General features: G+C 45.9%; 11 protein-coding genes. 6 read left to right on the top strand and 5 right to left on the bottom strand.

The window, feature by feature from the left end:
• Window positions 1-241 precede the first annotated feature (241 nt).
• Together MSG35_RS15270 and MSG35_RS15265 are read left to right on the top strand one after the other, a co-directional pair.
• Window positions 242-2,344 carry an alpha-galactosidase gene (locus MSG35_RS15270; RefSeq protein WP_248384466.1) on the top strand — a complete coding sequence of 701 codons (2,103 nt, stop codon included), beginning with the start codon at window positions 242-244 and terminating at the stop codon, window positions 2,342-2,344.
• A 102-nt stretch (window positions 2,345-2,446) separates the two neighbouring features.
• Complete coding sequence (locus tag MSG35_RS15265; protein WP_248384465.1) at window positions 2,447-4,141, top strand: solute:sodium symporter family transporter; 1,695 nt, start codon at window positions 2,447-2,449, stop codon at window positions 4,139-4,141.
• Window positions 4,142-4,234: 93 nt separating this feature from the next.
• On the opposite strand, the gene MSG35_RS15260 is transcribed toward MSG35_RS15265, so the two are convergent.
• Together MSG35_RS15260 and ugpC are read right to left on the bottom strand one after the other, a co-directional pair.
• Window positions 4,235-5,575: an MATE family efflux transporter gene (locus MSG35_RS15260; RefSeq protein WP_017070359.1), complete on the bottom strand. Its 1,341-nt coding sequence runs from the start codon at window positions 5,573-5,575 to the stop codon at window positions 4,235-4,237.
• A gap of 278 nt (window positions 5,576-5,853) precedes the next feature.
• Complete coding sequence (gene ugpC / locus MSG35_RS15255) at window positions 5,854-6,936, bottom strand: sn-glycerol-3-phosphate ABC transporter ATP-binding protein UgpC (protein WP_248384464.1); 1,083 nt, start codon at window positions 6,934-6,936, stop codon at window positions 5,854-5,856.
• A 296-nt stretch (window positions 6,937-7,232) separates the two neighbouring features.
• Between ugpC and MSG35_RS15250 the strand changes: the two genes are divergently transcribed.
• From MSG35_RS15250 to MSG35_RS15235, 4 genes are all read left to right on the top strand, one after another.
• A complete protein-coding gene (locus MSG35_RS15250) occupies window positions 7,233-8,153 on the top strand; it encodes a sugar ABC transporter permease (RefSeq protein ID WP_050619981.1) in 921 nt (306 codons plus the stop codon).
• Entirely contained in the window at window positions 8,153-9,004 is an 852-nt protein-coding gene (locus tag MSG35_RS15245; protein WP_050644910.1) for a carbohydrate ABC transporter permease, read from the top strand. Before MSG35_RS15250 ends, MSG35_RS15245 begins: the two co-directional genes overlap by 1 nt.
• A gap of 177 nt (window positions 9,005-9,181) precedes the next feature.
• Complete coding sequence (locus tag MSG35_RS15240) at window positions 9,182-10,408, top strand: extracellular solute-binding protein (RefSeq protein WP_248384463.1); 1,227 nt, start codon at window positions 9,182-9,184, stop codon at window positions 10,406-10,408.
• A gap of 161 nt (window positions 10,409-10,569) precedes the next feature.
• Window positions 10,570-13,686, top strand: coding sequence for a beta-galactosidase (locus MSG35_RS15235; RefSeq protein ID WP_248384462.1), 3,117 nt, complete (start codon window positions 10,570-10,572; stop codon window positions 13,684-13,686).
• Between the two features lie 174 nt (window positions 13,687-13,860).
• Here MSG35_RS15235 and ygjK read toward each other — a convergent pair whose 3' ends face one another.
• The 3 genes from ygjK to MSG35_RS15220 form a co-directional block, all read right to left on the bottom strand.
• Complete coding sequence (ygjK, locus tag MSG35_RS15230; protein ID WP_248384461.1) at window positions 13,861-16,254, bottom strand: alpha-glucosidase; 2,394 nt, start codon at window positions 16,252-16,254, stop codon at window positions 13,861-13,863.
• Between the two features lie 15 nt (window positions 16,255-16,269).
• The gene (gene ygjJ, locus MSG35_RS15225) at window positions 16,270-17,334 is read right to left on the bottom strand and encodes a protein YgjJ (RefSeq protein ID WP_048605573.1); all 1,065 of its coding nucleotides are present in this window, start codon (window positions 17,332-17,334) and stop codon (window positions 16,270-16,272) included.
• A 428-nt stretch (window positions 17,335-17,762) separates the two neighbouring features.
• Window positions 17,763-19,196 carry an amino acid permease gene (locus MSG35_RS15220; RefSeq protein WP_050633944.1) on the bottom strand — a complete coding sequence of 478 codons (1,434 nt, stop codon included), beginning with the start codon at window positions 19,194-19,196 and terminating at the stop codon, window positions 17,763-17,765.
• Between the last annotated feature and the right edge of the window lie 103 nt (window positions 19,197-19,299).

Raw genomic sequence — 19,299 nt, 5'->3', positions numbered from 1 at the left:
CCATCGAATATTCCCGTCGTTCGATGAGCTTATCCAATTTAGCGAAATGAAACTCTGCTCCCTTTCAAAAAAATGTCATTTGAAACATTAAATATGTTTCCGAAAACAGTCGATCTTGTGCAAATTTTAGCAACGAATAAGTGTTTTTAGATCACGTTATTTAGCCATATTGGTACTAATTTCAGTCTTCAGGTTCACTATTGATCTTAGTTTATGTTTACGAAAACAATAGAGATTGGCTATGAGCGAATTTATTCATCTAACAAGTAAAAACCACAGTTTGATCATCAAATCGGGCCGTACTCCAGAGGTTCTTCACTGGGGCGCTAAGATCGCCAGTATTGATGAAGATCTTTTGTTATCAACCGAGAGACCGATTTCTCAAGCACGCCTTGATGTCGATGTACCGCTTTCTCTTTGTCCTGAGTTGGGTAGCGGTCATTTTAATGCACCGGGAATTGAAGGGCATCGTGATGGTTTTGATTGGGCTCCCGTTTTTAACACCGTCTGCGTAGAAGCTCAGGATCAGCAAGTCACTTTTGTTCTAGAAGACACCGTGTCTAAGCTTGAATTGACGGTCGAAATTAAACTGGATTACGAATCGGATGTGGTTCAAAAGCGCGTCACAGTAACCAATAAAGGGGACAGTAAATACTCTTTAAATAAGCTGTCATCAACGTTGCCGCTGCCAAATCACGCCAATGAATTGATGACGTTTCATGGTCGTTGGTGTCATGAGTTCCAAACGCAACGTCAGCGTTTTGAACACGGTGGTTTCATGCAAGAGAACCGTCGCGGTCGAACTTCACATGAAAACTTCCCTGGCATGTTTGCAGGAACGCAAGGTTTCTCAGAGCAGAACGGTTTGGTGTGGGGCTTCCATCTAGGTTGGAGTGGCAACCACCAAATGCGTGCTGATGTCCGCAGTGATGGCCGCCGCTTTGTACAAGCGGGAGAGTTATTGTTAGCGGGCGAATCGATTCTAGAACCAGAGGCAACTTACCAGACACCTTGGCTCTATGGCTGTTACAGCAATTCTGGTTTGAACGGTATTACTCAACGTTTTCAGCAGTTTGTTCGTGACAACATTATTCAATTCCCTACCGATAAACCTCGCCCAGTGCACTTGAATACTTGGGAGGGTATCTACTTCGACCATAAACCGGAATACATTATGCGGATGGCAACCGAAGCCGGCGCGATGGGTGTTGAACGATTCATTATTGATGATGGTTGGTTTATTGGTCGTGATGGTGAACGAACGGCATTAGGCGATTGGTATCTCGATGAAGTGAAATACCCAAATGGCTTAGAACCTGTGATTGAACACGTTAACCAACAGGGCATGGAGTTTGGGTTGTGGGTTGAACCTGAGATGGTCAGCCAAGACTCAAACCTATACCGTAACCATCCTGATTGGGTACTAGGTTTACAAGGTTATCATCAACCCTCTGGTCGTTGGCAGTATGTTTTAGACTTGCAGAATGAAGCGTGCTTTGACTACTTGTTCTCTCGCCTTGATGCGCTTCTGACTACGTACAATATCGGCTACTTAAAGTGGGACATGAACCGTGAATTAGTTCAGCCGGGTCACCAAGGTAAGGCTGCGGTACATGGTCAAACTCAAGCCTTGTATCGTCTCGTTGATCAACTGAATCAAGCACACCCTAAGGTCGAGATTGAATCTTGCTCATCAGGCGGTGGTCGTATTGATTTTGAAATCCTTAAGAGAACACATCGATTCTGGGCATCCGATTGTAACGATGCATTGGAGCGCCAAGCGATTCAAAAAGGCATGAGCTACTTCTTTCCACCAGAAGTGATGGGCGCGCACATTGGACCTGCTGAGTGTCACTCAACCAATCGTCGTCACAGTATCAATATGCGTGGTGTCACCGCTTTGATGGGGCACATGGGCGTTGAGCTTGACCCGGTTAAAGAGTCGCAACAAGAGAAACAAGCTTTCTCTCACTACATCTCTCTGCACAAGCAGTTCCGCCATATTTTGCATTCAGGTCGTAGTTTCCGTATGGATCCTGCGGACAAGAACCAGAACATCTATGGGGTGCAGAATGATGATGAAATGCTGATCACCGTGTGTCAGTTGGCGATGCCAGAATATGCTCTGCCATCACCACTTCGTATTAGCTGCGTGGAAGACTGTGCGCTGTATCAAGTGAAGTTAGTGGAGATGCCACAAACCAGTTTCCAACTCATGAAACAACGCCCTCAATGGTTAGATAAAACACTGACTTTAAGCGGCGATAACCTCAAAGAGATTGGATTGACCTTACCTATTCTCGACCCAGAGTCTGCCTTGATTGTGCATCTAAAAAAGATGTGAATCTCTGACTCTGAGTACCCCTACAAATAAAAATCTAAATATAAAAATTATAATCGGCAGCGAGGTATTGCTGCCGCAATAACTCTACTTAAGGAAAACAAAATGTCTATTACCGTTCTGTTGTCATTTTTGTTATTTACTGGGTTTGTAGTCGCGTTTACCTACAACAAAGTGAAAAATGACAAAAACACCTCACAAGATGGTTTCTTTCTTGGCGGAAGAAGCTTAACCGGCGGCTTAATCGCCAGCTCACTTATCTTAACGAACTTGAGTGCCACCAGTTTCGTGGGTATGAGCGCACAAGCTTACACCCACAACATGAGTGTCATGGGGTGGGAAGTGGCCTCTGGTGTCACCTTGGTGATCATCGCTTTGATGTTGGTTCCTCGTTATTTAAAACAAGGCATCACCACTATTCCTGATTTTTTAGAGAGCCGCTACGACATGTCGGTGAAGAAGTTTGTGACTTTACTTTTCTTGTGCCAATACGTGATCAACATTTTGCCTACCACACTTTACGCGGGCGCCGTTGTTTTGGGTGAAATCTTCGATGTTCAGGCCTTACTAAATATTTCAGAGTTTAGTTCAATTGCACTGATTTCGGCGACGATTGGTTTACTTGGCTTCTTTTACGCGATTTATGGCGGCCTAAAGGCGGTTGTGATTGCAGATACCATTAATGGCGTAGGCTTGATTGTTGGCGGCATGATGATTCCAGTATTCGGTTTGATGGTATTGGGCGAAGGTAGCTTTGGTGCTGGCCTAGATATTCTGCTTTATGCCGCGCCAGAGAAGCTTCAATCGGTGGGTACAGAAACCGATCCACTGCCGTTCTCAACATTGTTTACTGGTCTGCTTCTGGTGAACTTGTACTACTGGGGTACTGACCAATCCATCATTCAACGTGCACTAGGTGCTAAAAACCTGAAAGAAGGTCAGAAAGGGGTTATCCTTGCTGGTGCAATTAAGGTTATCTCTCCGCTGTTCCTAATTATTCCAGGCATCATCGCGTTCCACATGTTTGGTGCAGATGCCGGTAATCCAGACACTATGTACACGCGCTTGGTAAACGAAGTTTTGCCTAAGCCGTTGGTTGGCTTCTTTGTCGCGGTTATGTTTGGTGCCATCCTAAGTACATTTAATGGTGTGCTTAACAGTTCGACCACTCTATTTGCATTGAATGTCTACAAACCTTTGTTTGGCCAAGGTAAAACGGATGAAGAGCTAGTGGGTAAAGGCCGTATCTTTGGCGTTGTGATCGCGATTATCTCGGTATGTATCGCACCATTCATCATGTACGCACCAGAAGGTTTGTTCCAATACCTACAAATGGTAGCGGGCTTCTTCAGTGTGCCAATCTTCACTATCGTGTTTGTGGGTTACATCTCTAAACGTGTGCCAGCTCTAGCGGCTAAAGTGGCATTGGTGGTATTTGTAAGTTCATACGCTGCGATGCAGTTAGTGTTCAAAACACCTATTCACTTTTTACACCAATTGGCGATTCTGTTTGTTGTATGTACAGCGCTGATGTTCATCATTGGCTACTTTATGCCACGTGAGTCTGAGTACGTGATGCCAGTCAATGAGAATATTGATGTGACGCCTTGGGAGTTCCGTTTCGAGGCTTCGGCTATCATTCTCTACATGGTATTAGGTGCTTACGTGATGTTCTCTGATGTGGGCTTTGTATCTGATGATCCAACTATCATGCAGGTTTACGGTGTGTGTGGCATCGTGATGTTAGTCGGTATTTTTGGCCGATTAGCAAAGCGTAAGAAAGGACTTGCGACCGCGTAGATGAGTTAGGGTAATTAAAAACGAAAACGCCGCTCTTTGGAAATAGGAGCGGCGTTTTTCGATCTTGTGAAGATAAATGGAAGGCTAAAAAGTCTAAAAAGAGAATCGAGTCCATTTCTTAGCTCGCCAGCGATAGGCCATAATGATTCCGCGGAACCACTCGTCCATCGCGATTGCCATCCAAGCCCCCAATACGCCATAACCCCAATGCACGCCAAGCAAATAGCTCATGGCAACCCCAATGCCCCACATGCTGAGAATACCCATTTTGATCGGGAATTTAATGTCGCCAGCAGCCTTTAGACAAGAGATAAAGATCAGGTTAAATACTCGGCCAGCTTCAAGAATGATGGAACCTGCAATCAGTGCAGCCGTTAACGCAATGATCTCTGGATCTTGCGTGAACAGATCGAGAATTTCGAACCGGAACACATATACCATGCAGGTAATCGCGGTTGACGCGATAAAGCCAACCACAAAGTAGCGTTGCACGCGCTTGGTGATCTCGTCGATCCAACCCTTACCAATGTAATAGCCTGTTTGAATTTGGCTGCCTTGACCAATTGCCAGTGCAAACGCAAAAGAGAGGCGAGCGATGTTTTGTGCGTAAGTAAACGCAGCCAGTGAAGAGGTGCCCATCTGCACTACAAAGAAGGTAATGCTGATCTGAGCCATGTTATAAGAGAGCACTTCTCCGGCGTTCATCGAGCCGATCTTAATGATTTTTTGATAGATGGCTTTCGGCACAGATTTAAACTGCTTCACTGGTAGATCAATCCCTTTGCTTCTGACCACACCAATCAAGATCAACATCCCGATTACTTGGCTAATGACGGTCGCGGTCGCAACTCCTTGCACGCCGTATACAGGCAAACCAAAAGGTTGATATAAGGCACAGTAGTTACCGAATACGTTGATAACGCCTGCAATCATATTGATCACCATTGGTGACTTTGAATAGCCATGACTGCGCAAAATAGTGGTGAGAACCACACCTATGGTTACATTGAAGGTGAGAGCACCACTGATGAACAGGTATTCTTGCGCGTACTGTTCAACTTGAGGTTCGAGTTGATAAAGCGGGATAAAATATTCAGCAACAAGAACGGCAATCACACTCAGTAGCACACCTGCAATAATGGCTAGAATGATACTTGCTACACCCACGTGAGCGCTCTCTTGAGTGCGGGAGGCACCGTTGTACTGCGCGATTAAAATACCCGTACCACTGCTGACCATGGTCGAAACAATGATCAGGAAAAAGGATATCTGAGAAATAACACCAACGGCAGACACAGCTTTGTCCGAGTATCCCGATAGCATGAATACATCACTGGTGTTGAGTGCGGTTCTTAAAAGAACTTCGATAAAAATTGGCCAGGTGAGCGCAACGATTCCCATACGTTTGTTTAGGGTGGAATCAGCATTAGGCATTTAGGTTTTCTCAAAAAAGGGGTAGGCGACACTATAGTTTAGCGATTATTTAGTAAACGACTATCAAATTAATGTCCGGAAGGCTAATAAGGATAAATAAAATTTGAATAAGTCTTCAGAAACCAATGTTTCAATGAGAGTGATGAAATTTTTGAGCGGGATTTCATAAGCCATTAAGAGGAACAAAATGGGAGCAAGTAATTGCTTGAAATGAACGGAAAGTGAGTTTGAAAAATGGCAAAGCTAGCGACATCGAGCTAGCTCTACCGTTTTAAAGTCTAGTTAATTCGTTGCCCTTGATCATCGAATAGGTGGCAATCTTTTGAAGAGAAACTCAGTTCAAGTGATTGGTATCGAGTGACCTCTTGGTCTCCTGGTAGGTGTACCTTAAAGCTATCCACGCCACAAGACTGGCCAAACATATAAGTGCTGTTCCCTAGTCGCTCGACCACCTCACTTTGAAATTCAATGGTGATATCGGAGCCGCTGTTAATCTCTAAATGTTCAGGTCGAATGCCTAGCGTGATGCTTTGTCCCTCTTTTAATCCATCACTTGGTAAGGGGAGGGTAATTTGGCTGACACCGTTAACAGCGAGTTGGGCGTGCGTTTCTGAGGTGTTGTTAACAACACACGGTAAGAAATTCATTTTCGGTGAGCCAATAAAGCCAGCCACAAATTCATTTTGTGGAGAGTGGTATAGATCGAGTGGAGAACCGACTTGTTCAACACGACCATCTCTTAATACCACGATCTTGTCTGCAAGCGTCATGGCTTCGACTTGATCGTGCGTGACATAAATCATGGTATTTTGCAGATCTTGGTGCAATTTGGCGATTTGTAAGCGCATATCGACACGAAGTTCAGCATCGAGGTTCGAGAGCGGTTCATCGAATAAGAATACGCGAGGGTTGCGAACTATCGCTCGGCCGATCGCTACACGTTGACGCTGCCCACCTGACAGTTCTTTCGGTTTACGCTTCAATAAAGGCTCTAATTGGAGTGTCTTTGCCGCACTGGTGACTTGCTTTTTAACGACTTCCTTCGCTACGCCATTCATTTTCAGGCCAAAGCCCATGTTTTCTTCCACGGTCATGTGTGGGTAGAGTGCGTAGGATTGAAATACCATTGCGACACCACGCTCAGCAGGATCGACATCGTTAACAAGATCGTCTCCAATATGAATCTCGCCTTCAGTGATTTCTTCTAAGCCAGCAACTAAGCGTAAGAGGGTTGATTTTCCGCAACCTGATGGTCCAACGAATACGACGAATTCGCCATTATTTATTTCTAGATCAACACCATGAATGGTCTGTATATCACCATATCGCTTGATGACCTTTTTTAAGCTGATATCAGCCATGCTCTCTCCTTGCTTCGTTGGGCTACATCTCTTTGCCTTTAAAACATACGCTTTCATCAGAAATTTGTTAGGTGCCTCGCATGATTTATTGATCACTGTCATATAAATCTCGCGATCTATACTGATTTTTGTGAAAACGTTTACATAAATAAAGCATAACTGTGCGTAATGTTATCAATAAGCCTAATATTTGAACGTAATCATTATAAATGCTGAGCTAATGATTGGGATTTATAAATTCAGATGGAAGTTAACCAAGTAGTAAACCAAGCTTTTAATACAAGGAATTTTGGGAAATGGAGCAATCTGTGAAAACGATATACCCAGAAAATCGCACCCCATCAGCGAAGAAGAAAAGGCGCATCAGTTCCAAGGTCTCGCCTTGGCTGTTCTTGGCACCAGCCATCGCTATATTCTCTCTCTATGTTATCTATCCCATCTTGGACAGTATTTGGCTGAGCTTCTTTGAGTGGGATGGATTAGGTGAAAAGGAGTGGGTGGGGCTTGAGAACTATCGTGAGCTTTTTGACTCAGATGCTTTTTATACTTCGTTAACGAATAACTTTCTTTGGTTGATCTTCTTTATGCTTGCGCCACCCTGTGGCTTGGCGATTGCCCTTTTCCTCAACCAGCAAGTGAAAGGTATTCGTGTCGTAAAATCTCTGTTTTTCTTCCCATTCGTTATTTCTCAAGTGGTGGTAGGCCTCGTATTTGCTTGGTTCTATGACCCCTCTTTTGGACTTTTCAATATTGCACTCGGGTCGCTTGGCTTCGAGCCAATTTCGATACTTGCTGACGAAGACTATGTGACCTACGGAATCATCGCTGCTGGCTTATGGCCTCAGATCTCTTATTGCATGATCTTATATTTAACTGGGCTGAATAACCTCGATCCTGAGCAGTTAGAAGCGGCTCGACTTGATGGTGCAAAGAAGTGGCGCATGTTGTGGTATGTGGTGCTTCCACAGTTAAGACCCGCAACCTTTATCGCCGTGGTTGTCACCGTGATTGGTGCTCTGCGTTCATTTGATCTAGTGGCGACCATGACGGCAGGCGGCCCTTGGGGCAGCTCGACAGTACTTGCGTACCAGATGTATGAAGAGTCTATCTTTAACTATCGAATGGGTTATGGTGCGGCGGTTTCCGTTGTGTTGTTCCTGATTATGGATATCTATATCGCTTACTTCTTGTGGCGCATGTTAAGGAGTGAAAAATAATGTTTCCGCAACCAATTCAAAAAGCCGGTCGCTTTACCAACATTAGCTACCGAGTTGCACTGCCTATTTCCATTGTGATGTGGTTATTACCACTTATCGCCGTAATGATGACCTCGATTCGTTCGATGGAAGACATCAACAAAGGTAACTACTGGGGCTGGCCAAGCGAGATTCAGTTCATTGAAAACTACACTCAAGTATTTACCTCAACGTCGATGGGGCAGTACCTCATCAATAGTTTAATCATCACATTGCCAGCGGTTGCTGGTGCCGTCGCGTTGTCGACACTGGCTGGCTATGCTTTGGCGAAGTACAACTTCAAAGCCAATGTGTGGATTTTTGCGATGTTCATCGCGGGCAACTTTGTTCCGTTCCAAATTTTGATGATTCCAGTGCGTGATTTAACGATTGGACTCGGTCTATACGACACCCACTGGGCGTTGATTTTTTTCCATATCGCTTTCCAAGCCGGTTTCTGTACCTTGTTCATGCGTAATTTTATTGTCGGGATCCCTGATGCCCTGATCGAAGCAGCGCGTGTTGAAGGGGTGAGTGAGTGGAAAATATTCTGGCATGTCGTACTCCCTTTGGTTCGCCCAGCTTTAGCTGCGTTAGCCGTATTGGTGTTTACCTTTATTTGGAACGATTTCTTCTGGGCTCTAGTACTGGTTCAGAGTGATGACGTTCGCCCAGTAACTGCGGGTTTGAGCTCACTTCAAGGCCAATGGCTGGCGTCTTGGCAGTTTATGTCGGCGGGTGCCGTGGTCGCGGCTATCCCACCGGTAGTGCTGTTCTTTACCATGCAAAAGCACTTTATCGCAGGCCTAACATTAGGTGCGACCAAAGGGTAAATCACGAGATAAGAATCGATACACGAATCTAGCAAGAGCGACGGCTTTAAATCGTTATTGCTACCGACATCCCAAATGGATGAATCATTGAAGAGAAACTAAAACACGAACAACCCTACGAGATAAAACAATAAGAATTGGACTTAGAGAGCTTAGCTCCATAACAAGGACCTCAATATGAAATACGTGAAACATATCGCTGCCAGTGCAGTGCTCGCTGCCTCCATGTCTGCAACATCGTTTGCAGGGACACTCGTTATCAACTCAGATGCTTCTGATCCTGCGCCAAAAGAGGCGTGGGGTGAGATCATTAACCGCTTTGAAAAAGAAAACCCAGATATTACGGTGAAGTACAACTTGTACGATCACGAGTCGTATAAAACAACGATTCGTAATTGGTTGGTCACTTCGCCGCCGGATGTGGTTTTTTGGTATGCGGGCAACCGAATGAAAGCCTTTGTTGACCGTGGCTTGTTTGAGGATGTCAGTGATATTTGGGCAGACAACAACATGAAGCAAGACTTTGCGGCTGCCGCGCCTGCGATGACAGTACAAGGTAAGCAGTTTGGTGTGCCGTACACGTATTATCAATGGGGTATCTACTACCGCAAAGACATCTTTGAGCAATATGGAATTGCGGAGCCGAAAACGTGGGATGATTTGAAATCTGCGTCTGCAATACTTAAAGAAAATGGTGTAGCGCCGTTTGCGATTGGTACCAAGTATCTTTGGACCGCCGCTGGTTGGTTTGATTACATCAACATGCGAACTAACGGCTTGGATTTTCATATTCAGTTAATGGAAGGCAAGGTGCCTTACTCTGATGAGCGAGTGAAGAAAACCTTCGCTAATTGGGCTGAGTTAGTTGAGCCTGGTTACTTCCTAGAAAACCACGCGTCTTATTCATGGCAAGAAGCTCAACCTTTCTTGTACAACGGTAAAGCGGCGATGTACCTGATGGGTAACTTCATCACGCCTAACTTCCCTGCTGAGTTGGAAGGCAAGATGGATTTCTTCCAGTTCCCGGTGATCGACCCAAGTATTGCTATGTCTGAAGATGCACCAATGGATACGCTGCACATACCTTCAAAAGCGAAAAACAAAGAAGATGCTCGTAAGTTCTTAGAGTTTGTTGCTCGCGCTGAAAACCAGCAGCTGATCAATGAGATGCTGTTACAGATCCCAACCAACAACAAAGCTAAAGCGAAGTCTGACCCGTTCTTAGACAAAGGCGTCGCGATGTTGGCATCCAGTGATGGTACGGCTCAATTCTATGACCGAGACACCGATCCTGCGATGGCCAAAGAAGGCATGAAAGGCTTCCAAGAGTTTATGGTTCACCCTGAACGAATCGATAAAATCTTGAAAAAACTCGATAAAGTGAGCAAGCGTACCTTTAAGTAACATTTCAATAGCCGCAGCTGTTCTGGCTGCGGCTTTTTTTCTTCACTTGAGGGATTATTGCAAGAGCTGCTTAGTTGGCGTTCGTAATGTTTGAACACAATGAGGCGCTGAGCATCACTTGCAATGGTTCACGTTAAACGGCTTTTGGTAAGGAACACGTCATGAGAACTTTCTCTCAAATCATCTCTGCCCGTGAGTGGGAAAATCAACACATCACCCATCATAATGTTGTTGAGGCTCATGCTCCTTTAAATAGTTATACCTCGTTGATTGAGGCTATGACGAAGAACTCGTCGAGCACTATGTCTCTCAATGGGACTTGGAAGTTTCAGCTGTTCGATTCACCAGAGTTGGTCTGCGAAGAGGTAGTATCGGAACATTTTGATGATTCCTCATGGAAGTCGATCACAGTGCCAAGCAACTGGCAGATGCAAGGCTTTGATAAACCGATCTATACCAATGTGAAGTATCCTTTCGCTGATAACCCTCCCTTCGTCCCTAGCGATAATCCGACAGGGCTCTACCGAACGCATTTTAACTGCACAGAACCGGAGCTATTAGATACCCATAGGCTGACCTTTGATGGCGTGAATTCTGCTTTTCATTTGTGGTGTAACGGCAAGTGGGTTGGCTATTCGCAAGACAGTCGATTACCGGCGGAATTTGATGTATCTGAATACTTGCAAGTGGGTGAGAACACGCTCGCAGTCATGGTGCTGCGTTGGTCTGATGGTTCTTATCTCGAAGACCAAGATATGTGGTGGCTCAGCGGCATATTCCGTGATGTGACTTTATTGAGAAAGCCCAAGGTCGCCATTGAGGATGTTGGTATTGAGACTCAGCTAGATGCTTGCTATCGCGATGCGGTTTTAAATATTTCTACGCAAATAACCAAGCACAGCAATGATGTAGAAGGCTGCGATAAGCTGAGAGCTGAACTTTATGATGCTCAAGGACAGTTGGTTTGTGAACCTCAAATCGTGGGCTTTGGTGAGCGAGTTGTGGATGAGAAAGGGCCTTGGTCTGAAGTCGCTGAACACAGCATTTCAGTGGTGAACCCGAACAAGTGGAGTGCCGAGTCACCCTACTTATATCGCTGTGTGGTGTCATTGCTCGATGAACATGATGAGCTAATCGATTGTGAGGCTTACGATGTCGGCTTTCGAAGTGTTGAAATTACCGATAGTTTGCTAAAAGTTAACGGAAAACCGTTGCTGATTCGTGGCGTCAATCGTCATGAACATCACCCTGAATTGGGTCACACCATGACTCGAGAGGGGATGATTCAAGACATCAAACTGCTCAAACAAAATAACTTCAATGCCGTTAGAACCGCTCATTATCCGAATCATCCATTGTGGTATGAACTATGTGATGAGTATGGTCTGTATCTGGTTGATGAAGCGAATGTGGAAACTCATGGTCAATTTCCGATGTGCCGTTTATCCGATGATGCGTCATGGTTGAATGCGTACATGAGACGAATGACAAGGCTGGTGGAGCGCGATAAAAACCACGCCAGCGTGATCATTTGGTCGCTGGGTAATGAATCGGGTATTGGTCGCAATCACCATGCGATGTATCAATGGGTGAAACAAACTGATCCAACACGTCCCGTTCAGTATGAAGGTGGCGGGGCAGATACAGCAGCGACCGATATTTTATGTCCTATGTATGCGCGGGTTGATTGGGATTTACCTGTGGTTGAGAGTCAACCTGAGGTGACACCTCGCGTGGGCATTCGTAAAGCGATAGCTCTACCAAACGAGCATCGTCCTCTCATTCTCTGTGAGTACGCCCATGCTATGGGGAATAGTCTGGGTAGCTTTGATAAATACTGGCAGGCGTTTAGAGACAACCCAAGATTACAGGGCGGTTTTATTTGGGATTGGGTCGATCAAGGGATCACCAAAACCGATTCGAGCGGCAAACAGTACTGGGGCTATGGTGGTGATTTCGGCGACGAGATTAATGATCGCCAGTTCTGCATTAATGGTTTGGTATTCCCCGACAGGACGGTGCATCCAACGCTTCATGAAGTGAAAAAAGCACAGCAGTTTTACCAGTTTAGACTGGTTTCGACTTCGCCTCTGGTGATAGAGGTGCACAGCGAATATATATTTGTGACCAGCAGCATTGAAACGTTGAATTGGACGGTTACTCAGAATGGTGTAGTAACGAGCGATGGTTGTATCGAATTGATGGTTGGTGCGGGCGAGAGTGTTCAGATAGAACTCAATGGTGTGACTATCCCGAAGACGGCTAATGCGCTCAACTTCCTTAATCTTGAAGTGGTATTAAACACCAATACTGCATGGGCGGATAAAGGCCATGTGACCGCGATTGAACAGCTTAGCTTACCTATTCAGCCGCAATTGATGTTGGATGCTAACCTCTCACAATACCCACCGAAAGTGACTGAAACCGACACGCTGCTGACGGTGATTGGTGATGCTTATCAAGTAGAGTTCGACAGATTGTCTGGGACATTAGAGAGCTGGAAAATCAAAGGGGTGGAACAACTTGCTAGTGGCCTTCGAGATAACTTTTATCGTGCACCATTGGACAACGATATCGGTGTCAGTGAAGCAAACCGCGTCGACCCCAATTCATGGATCGCACGCTGGCAGGCGATGAGGTTAGATAGGCTCACTCCTGAATGTATCGAATTTTCATCCATCACTCAGAAAAACGGGGTGTCGGTGACGGCAATCATTGCTCACACAGTGGAAGGGCAGGTTCGTTTGTTGTCGACTTGGCGGTACCAATTATTTACCGATGGTGAGGTCAAATTAGATGTGGATGTTCAAGCGGCGAAAGGTTTGCCGTCTCTGCCACGAGTCGGTTTTGAGTTTGCTTTGAACCATGTGCCTGATGGGGTGGAATGGTTTGGTCGTGGGCCACACGAAAACTACCCAGATCGAAAAATGTCAGCCCATATGGGGCGATATCAGCAGAACATTGAACAAATGCATACCCCGTATATTTTCCCTTCTGATTGCGGCTTGCGTTGTGATGTTCGTGAGGCAAAAGTGGGATCATTTGAACTGCAAGGAGACCTCCATTTCTCAGTCAGTCGTTTTGGGTTACAGCAGCTACAGAAGGCAAAACATACTTGTGACTTAACCGAACAAGAACAGCTGTTTGTTTATGTGGATGGCTTCCATATGGGGGTTGGCGGTGATGACTCGTGGACGCCAAGTGTCCATGATGAATTTAAATTATTGAAAGAGCATTACCATTATCAGGTGCGCTTCCATTGTGGTGATATAGGCTAACGTGCAGCGAATAGAGTAAAAGGATCATAGTGGGCCAAATAGTCTAAGTAACTGTTTGTTCGCTTATTTTGCTTCAGGTGTGAAAAAGGCACTCAGCGAGATACTGAGTGCCAAAGTCTGAAATTTATGAGTTTATCTTTTCATTGAATTCCAGAAGACAGGTATAGGTTTGATTTACTCTGCGTCAGTAAAGAAATCGTTGTAAAGCATGTATAGGTGAGCTGCACTCCAAGAGAAGTTTGGTGCGCCTTGCTGTTCACCGTTCAATGGGTTGTAGTTCTCACGAATAGGACCGTCTTGAACTAATCCATCGGCGTGGTCAAAGAACGCGCCTGCCATTTCAATCGCATCGTCACGGTAGCCGTAGCTGTCCATTCCTTTTAGGCCGAAGTAGAATTGATCCACCCATACACGTCCACGCCAGTAAATGTCTGGGCCAAATGCAGGGCTAGAAAGCGCTGCTGTGCCTAGTGGAACGTAGGTATTGAACTCTTCTGTATCTTTCATTACAGAGACAACTGCATCAGCGTTAGCTTGAGTGGCAGCAGCATTGAACAATGGTGACCAACCTTCAGGGCCTTTACCACGCTCTACAATCGGTTTACCTGCACAGCCATTCGCTAGTGGTTTGTCTTCGATACGAATGTCGTAGAAGAAGTTAGTACCTTCGTCGAACATACAGGTGTTGATGTAGTTCGATAGATGCTCAGCTTTTTCACGGAACTCTTTCGCTTCTGCGTCTTTACCAAGAATGTCAGCCATTTCTGCTAGGTACTTGTTATCGCTGTACATATAGCTTGCTTGGTCGACAGATTCTTGCAGTAGTGAGTAGCCCAGTAGCGTGCCATCTTCAGCGCGGTTTTGAGCGAACTCAACATCCCAATCGCTGCGCTTACCGCCGTTGGCGACATACGCGTCTAGCTGGTCTTTATCGATGAAACCGAATGCGGCTGCATCGTCACGACCTGATTCCCAAGATGCAGCCGTTTGTGCCGGGCTCTCGATGTAATCGTAGTTGCCTTCTGCTACCACTTTATCCAGTGCCGCTTGGCCTACGACTGTTTCGTGCTTATCGCCACGAACCACTGTGAAGTACATTTCACCTTCAGGTGTGTTGTGTGCTTTGTCGCGTGCTGCGCCGTATTCAGGTACACCGTTGCCGTTGTTATCACGGTTGCGTAACCACCAATCATGGTATGCCACTAGCTTTGGATACATCTCTTCTAGCCAAGCTTCGTCGCTGGTGGTCTTGTAGACTTCCATTACTGCCCATGCCGCTAAGCTTGGTTTGGTATTACGTTCGTTCCAGTTACCGCCGTCGCCGCCACGTTCTGGGCTTAGGTTGTAAGCAAGTAAGTCTGGCACGTAGCCTTCATCCCAAGGGCGAACGGCATCGTCGGCTTGGATTTGGTAAGCGAACATCGCGCGGATGTTGTCTTTCGCTACGTCTGGGTTGAAGTGAGCCATTGCGTAGGCTTGTTTCCAGGTGTCCCAAGGCCAAGTTTGGTTGCCCGAGAACCAACGCGCTGTTACCGAAGGTGTCACAGAGTCAAACTCCATCGCACCTGCAGCGCCGCGCCAGTTACCGTTTAGGGTTTCCATCGCTTTAACCGCAACACGCTCTTGTTCTGGTGTTGCGTTCGGGTTGGTTAAACCCATCTCAAGATAGCCTTCCCAACGCTCTGCTGATGCAGCTAAGAAATCGGTAGGGTTTGCCATGATCTTTTTGATTTCTGGCTGTTCAGCTTTCGCTTCTTCTGCCGTTAGAACATGCGAGTATGTGGTGTAGATGGTGGTCGATGCTTCAATGTTTGCCGTTGAAGTAAACGCTAGGCCATCGACTGTGGTTTGTGTTGGAATCGACTTGTGAACTTGGTACTCAGACTCACCAGAAGTCAGTAGATCCCAAGTTGAACGCACCTTACCAAAGGTTACTTTTAGGCCATCGTCGGTTGCGACGATTTGACGGTCGTACTCAGGGTACGTTTCAGCAATGGTTTTTTCTGTTTGCGAAACGCCTTCTTTGGCATGCGTCTTTTCTAGTAGTTCACCATCCCACACTAATTCAACCGGGGAGTCAGTGGTGATTTTAGTTTCTAGTAGAGAGGTACGGTTTGAAGCAAAACGCATCGTCATTTCTACGGTCACATCGTCAGATTTTAGTGTCTGAACCAATGCGCCCGGTAGACTGTAAGCTTCCATGGTGAAAGCCACTTTTTTGCCATCTTTGAACACGCTTAGGCGGTCGAAGTTATCAGCCATGAAGTTGATGTATTCTTCGGTAAGCAGTGCTGTACCTGGGAATCCGCCCATGCCTTCTGCACTGTCTGGCAGTAGGTGACCGTGCCATGCGCCTAGGTCGAAGAATGGGTTAAAGCGTTGGTGGTCATCGAAGTCGTAGTCACGCATGTATTCTGGCGAGCCAGTACGGTCTATAACGTTCTTAAATTCGTTGGCTTGCAGTTGTTCTGCATCAGAACTTGAGCCAGAGATGGAGTTTGATGCACAACCAGTAACGACAAGGGCTGCACCGATAGCGAGAGCTGCGAATGATTTATTCAGTTTCATGATCAATTCCTGTTATTACCAGTAGAAGTATTGCATTGCGAACACTTGCGCGTCGCCGATTTCAGTGTCGCTGCCTACGCCAAAGCGGCTATCGAAAGCAGTCGCAAATGTGCCGTTTCCGTATTCGTACCAAACGCCCGCGTTGATGTAAGAGGTGATTTCTTTGTCGCCGTTGTCACCATCAAAGTTTGCGTAGTTGTAGGCTGCTGAAAGGTAAACACCCTGTGCCGCTTCGTACCAAGCACTGGTTTGAATACCGGATTCGCTACCAAATGACTCTTGGTTGCCTTTGTCTGTGTCGTGCCAAATACGAGTCGCAAAGTTTTTATATTCAGCACCCAATAGCAATAGTTCACCGCCATCGTTGTTACGTACTTCACCACCACCCATTAGGGTTAAGTCGTCGGTCAGATCGTATTGGAGGTAACCGTTGACCATGGCGTTCTTATCTTTCCATTGGTCTGCGAAGTTGTCGTATTTACCGAAGTGAATGAGAGCATCGTCTTCAGAGAAGTCAGACTCTGGCGCGAATGAAACGCTGTAGCGAAGCTTGCCTTCTAGGTTTTGGATCTTCACACCAAGGTGCACGTCACGTGTGTTCGAGATCGCGTAACCGTATTCAACCGTAGGGTCACCCCACCATTGAACGTCATCCAGTGAAGAGTCCATACGACCAATCATGAATTCTGTTTTATTGTCGGTGCGGTAGCCAGCGTAAAAGCGGTTAAAACCACCTTCAAAGCCGCCCCAGCCATGGCCAGTTGCCCAAGCGTTGCCTTCGTCGTCGGCTTGCACTGTCCAGCCTTCCATGTAAGCAAGACCGAACCAATTGCCATGCTCGATAGCTAAGCCAGCTTCAATGTAAGTGCCGTCTGCATAACGGCCTTTGTCATCACCTTCTAGTGCCACGTGACCACCAAGGCCAAGCTCACCATAAAAGTTAAATAGGGTTTCAGTTTCTGTTTTAGGAGGCTGAGTATCACTGTGGTTTGCTGCGGACTCTTCCGCGTGGGCAGTGGTACTTAGGGCAGCAAGAATACAGCTTGTAATAAGAGTGGTTTTAGTAAAACTACTTTTCATTTTAATCACTTCTGTGTCGGGGTTATCAATGAAGGTTCGCAAGCAGTTCTGACTTCTAATATGGGGTGCTCTTCAAGGCGTATTGGTCAGGTTACTTACGATCGCAAAACCGATATTAATGATAAATTTGGTGTTTAAAATTAATTCAGTTTAAAAGTGTGATCTATTTTTAGTAAATATTTACTTTGTTTTTATTTTGACTTTAAGTTGAATGTGTAGAGGCATGGCTAGGGTGATAGCTATTCAGTTGGTGAATTACTTTATAGGTGGTTCGATTGTGGACTCGAATGTCTTCTTTCTTGAAGGCTTTGGTGGAATTTAGGTGTTGAGTGGGAATGTACCGACAAATAAAAAGGCACTCACCAAATGCGAGTGCCTGAAGTTTAAATGTAAGTACCTTAAGCTTTCAATGAGAGTGTAGGGTAAAGCTAAGCGTTCGCCGGTTCAGGCTTTGCTTCTAGTTTTTTCTCTTCTGGAGATAAGCTTTTCTCGTATTGACCGTACTTCCACCATGCGTAGCCAAGGAAGATCACAATACCACCCACGTTGTAGAAGATGATGGTCATGATGTCTGCGCCTGTTGGGAAGGTAGAAGCGAAGAAGCCAACCGTAAAGATAGCGATAAGAATCGATACTGCAGTAATACCGACCGTACGAGAACCCATGCGGAAATCACGAGGAAGGTGATCCAGTTTCACGCGCAGGTGAAGGTAAGCAATCATGATGAACAGTGGCGGTAGCATAGAAGCTGCTGCAGTCATGTTAATGATGGTGCTCATCAAGTCTTGAACGGTGTCAGAGGCCAACGTTGGGATGAACATCAGTGGAATCACGATGAAGAACTGAATCCATGCCGCGCGCTCTGGAACGCCTTGTTTGTTAAGCGCGACAGTTTTCTCGCCGAAGATGCCTTTAGGGATTTCAGAGAAGAAAATCTTAACGGGTGTTGCCGTCCACATTAGCAGAGAGCCCAGCATCGCCGTGAATGAAACCACACCAACGAAACGGTTCATTAAGATTTCAGACAGGCCAAAGTGTCTTGCTAGCCCTTCAAATACCTGAACTGAGCCGCCTGTGAATTTAAGTTCTTCACGCGAAACAAACACGTTAGCAAGTACAGACCCTACCGAGTAAAGTGCACCGATGAAGATACCCGCGATGATGATCACTTTAACGAAAGACTTGTGACCACCTTTGATGTCGTTAACGTAAACCGCGACCGATTCTGCACCGCCTGCCGCCATGAAGATCCAAGTGATTACGCCAAGGAATGCCCAGTTGAAGCTTGGTGTCATGGCTTCAATGGTGATTGGGTCAGCAGGCTCGATACCGCCTACTAAAGCACCGCCAGATAACAAGATGTAAGACATCGTTAGCAGCAGCATCAGTGATGATGTTAGTGAGGTGATAGGGCCCAGTAACTTCGCACCGTTGTTAGAGATATGAGTCGCGACCGCAAACAAAATCGTACTCAGAATTGCGGTGGTCATTGGCGTGAATATGTACTCAAAGCCTAAGAACGCATACGACGCATAAGCGATGATTCTAGGCAGCAGAGAGGTAAAGAAGAACAGGTTAACAAACCAGTAGGTGTAAGCTGAAATAAACGCCCAGCGGCCGCCTAGAGAGCTTTTAACCCAAGAGTAAACACCCGCTTCAGAGTCTTTATTCAGTGATACAAACTCTGCAACGATCAAACAAAATGGCACAAAGTAAAAGATGGTTGCTAGAAAGAACATCGGAGCCGAGGAAAGACCGATCTCGATGTTGTTATTAATGATGTTATTGAAGCTGTATACCGCCGCGAAGGTCATAGACAGTAGGGCAAATTTGCCTATCGTACTGCGTTTATTTTCGGACATGATGTTCTCCGGTGAATCACGTTGATGATCGTTATAACTTGGTCCTAGAGAGGGAAGCTCTAGGCCGCACTTTTATTGTTATGTTGGTTTGGCAAACACCCGC

Source organism: Vibrio sp. 1CM23M, from assembly GCF_023161755.1.
Taxonomy (GTDB): domain Bacteria; phylum Pseudomonadota; class Gammaproteobacteria; order Enterobacterales; family Vibrionaceae; genus Vibrio; species Vibrio coralliirubri.
The sequence above is the reverse complement of the archived record's forward strand: the minus strand, read 5'-3'. Positions and strand labels throughout refer to the sequence as shown.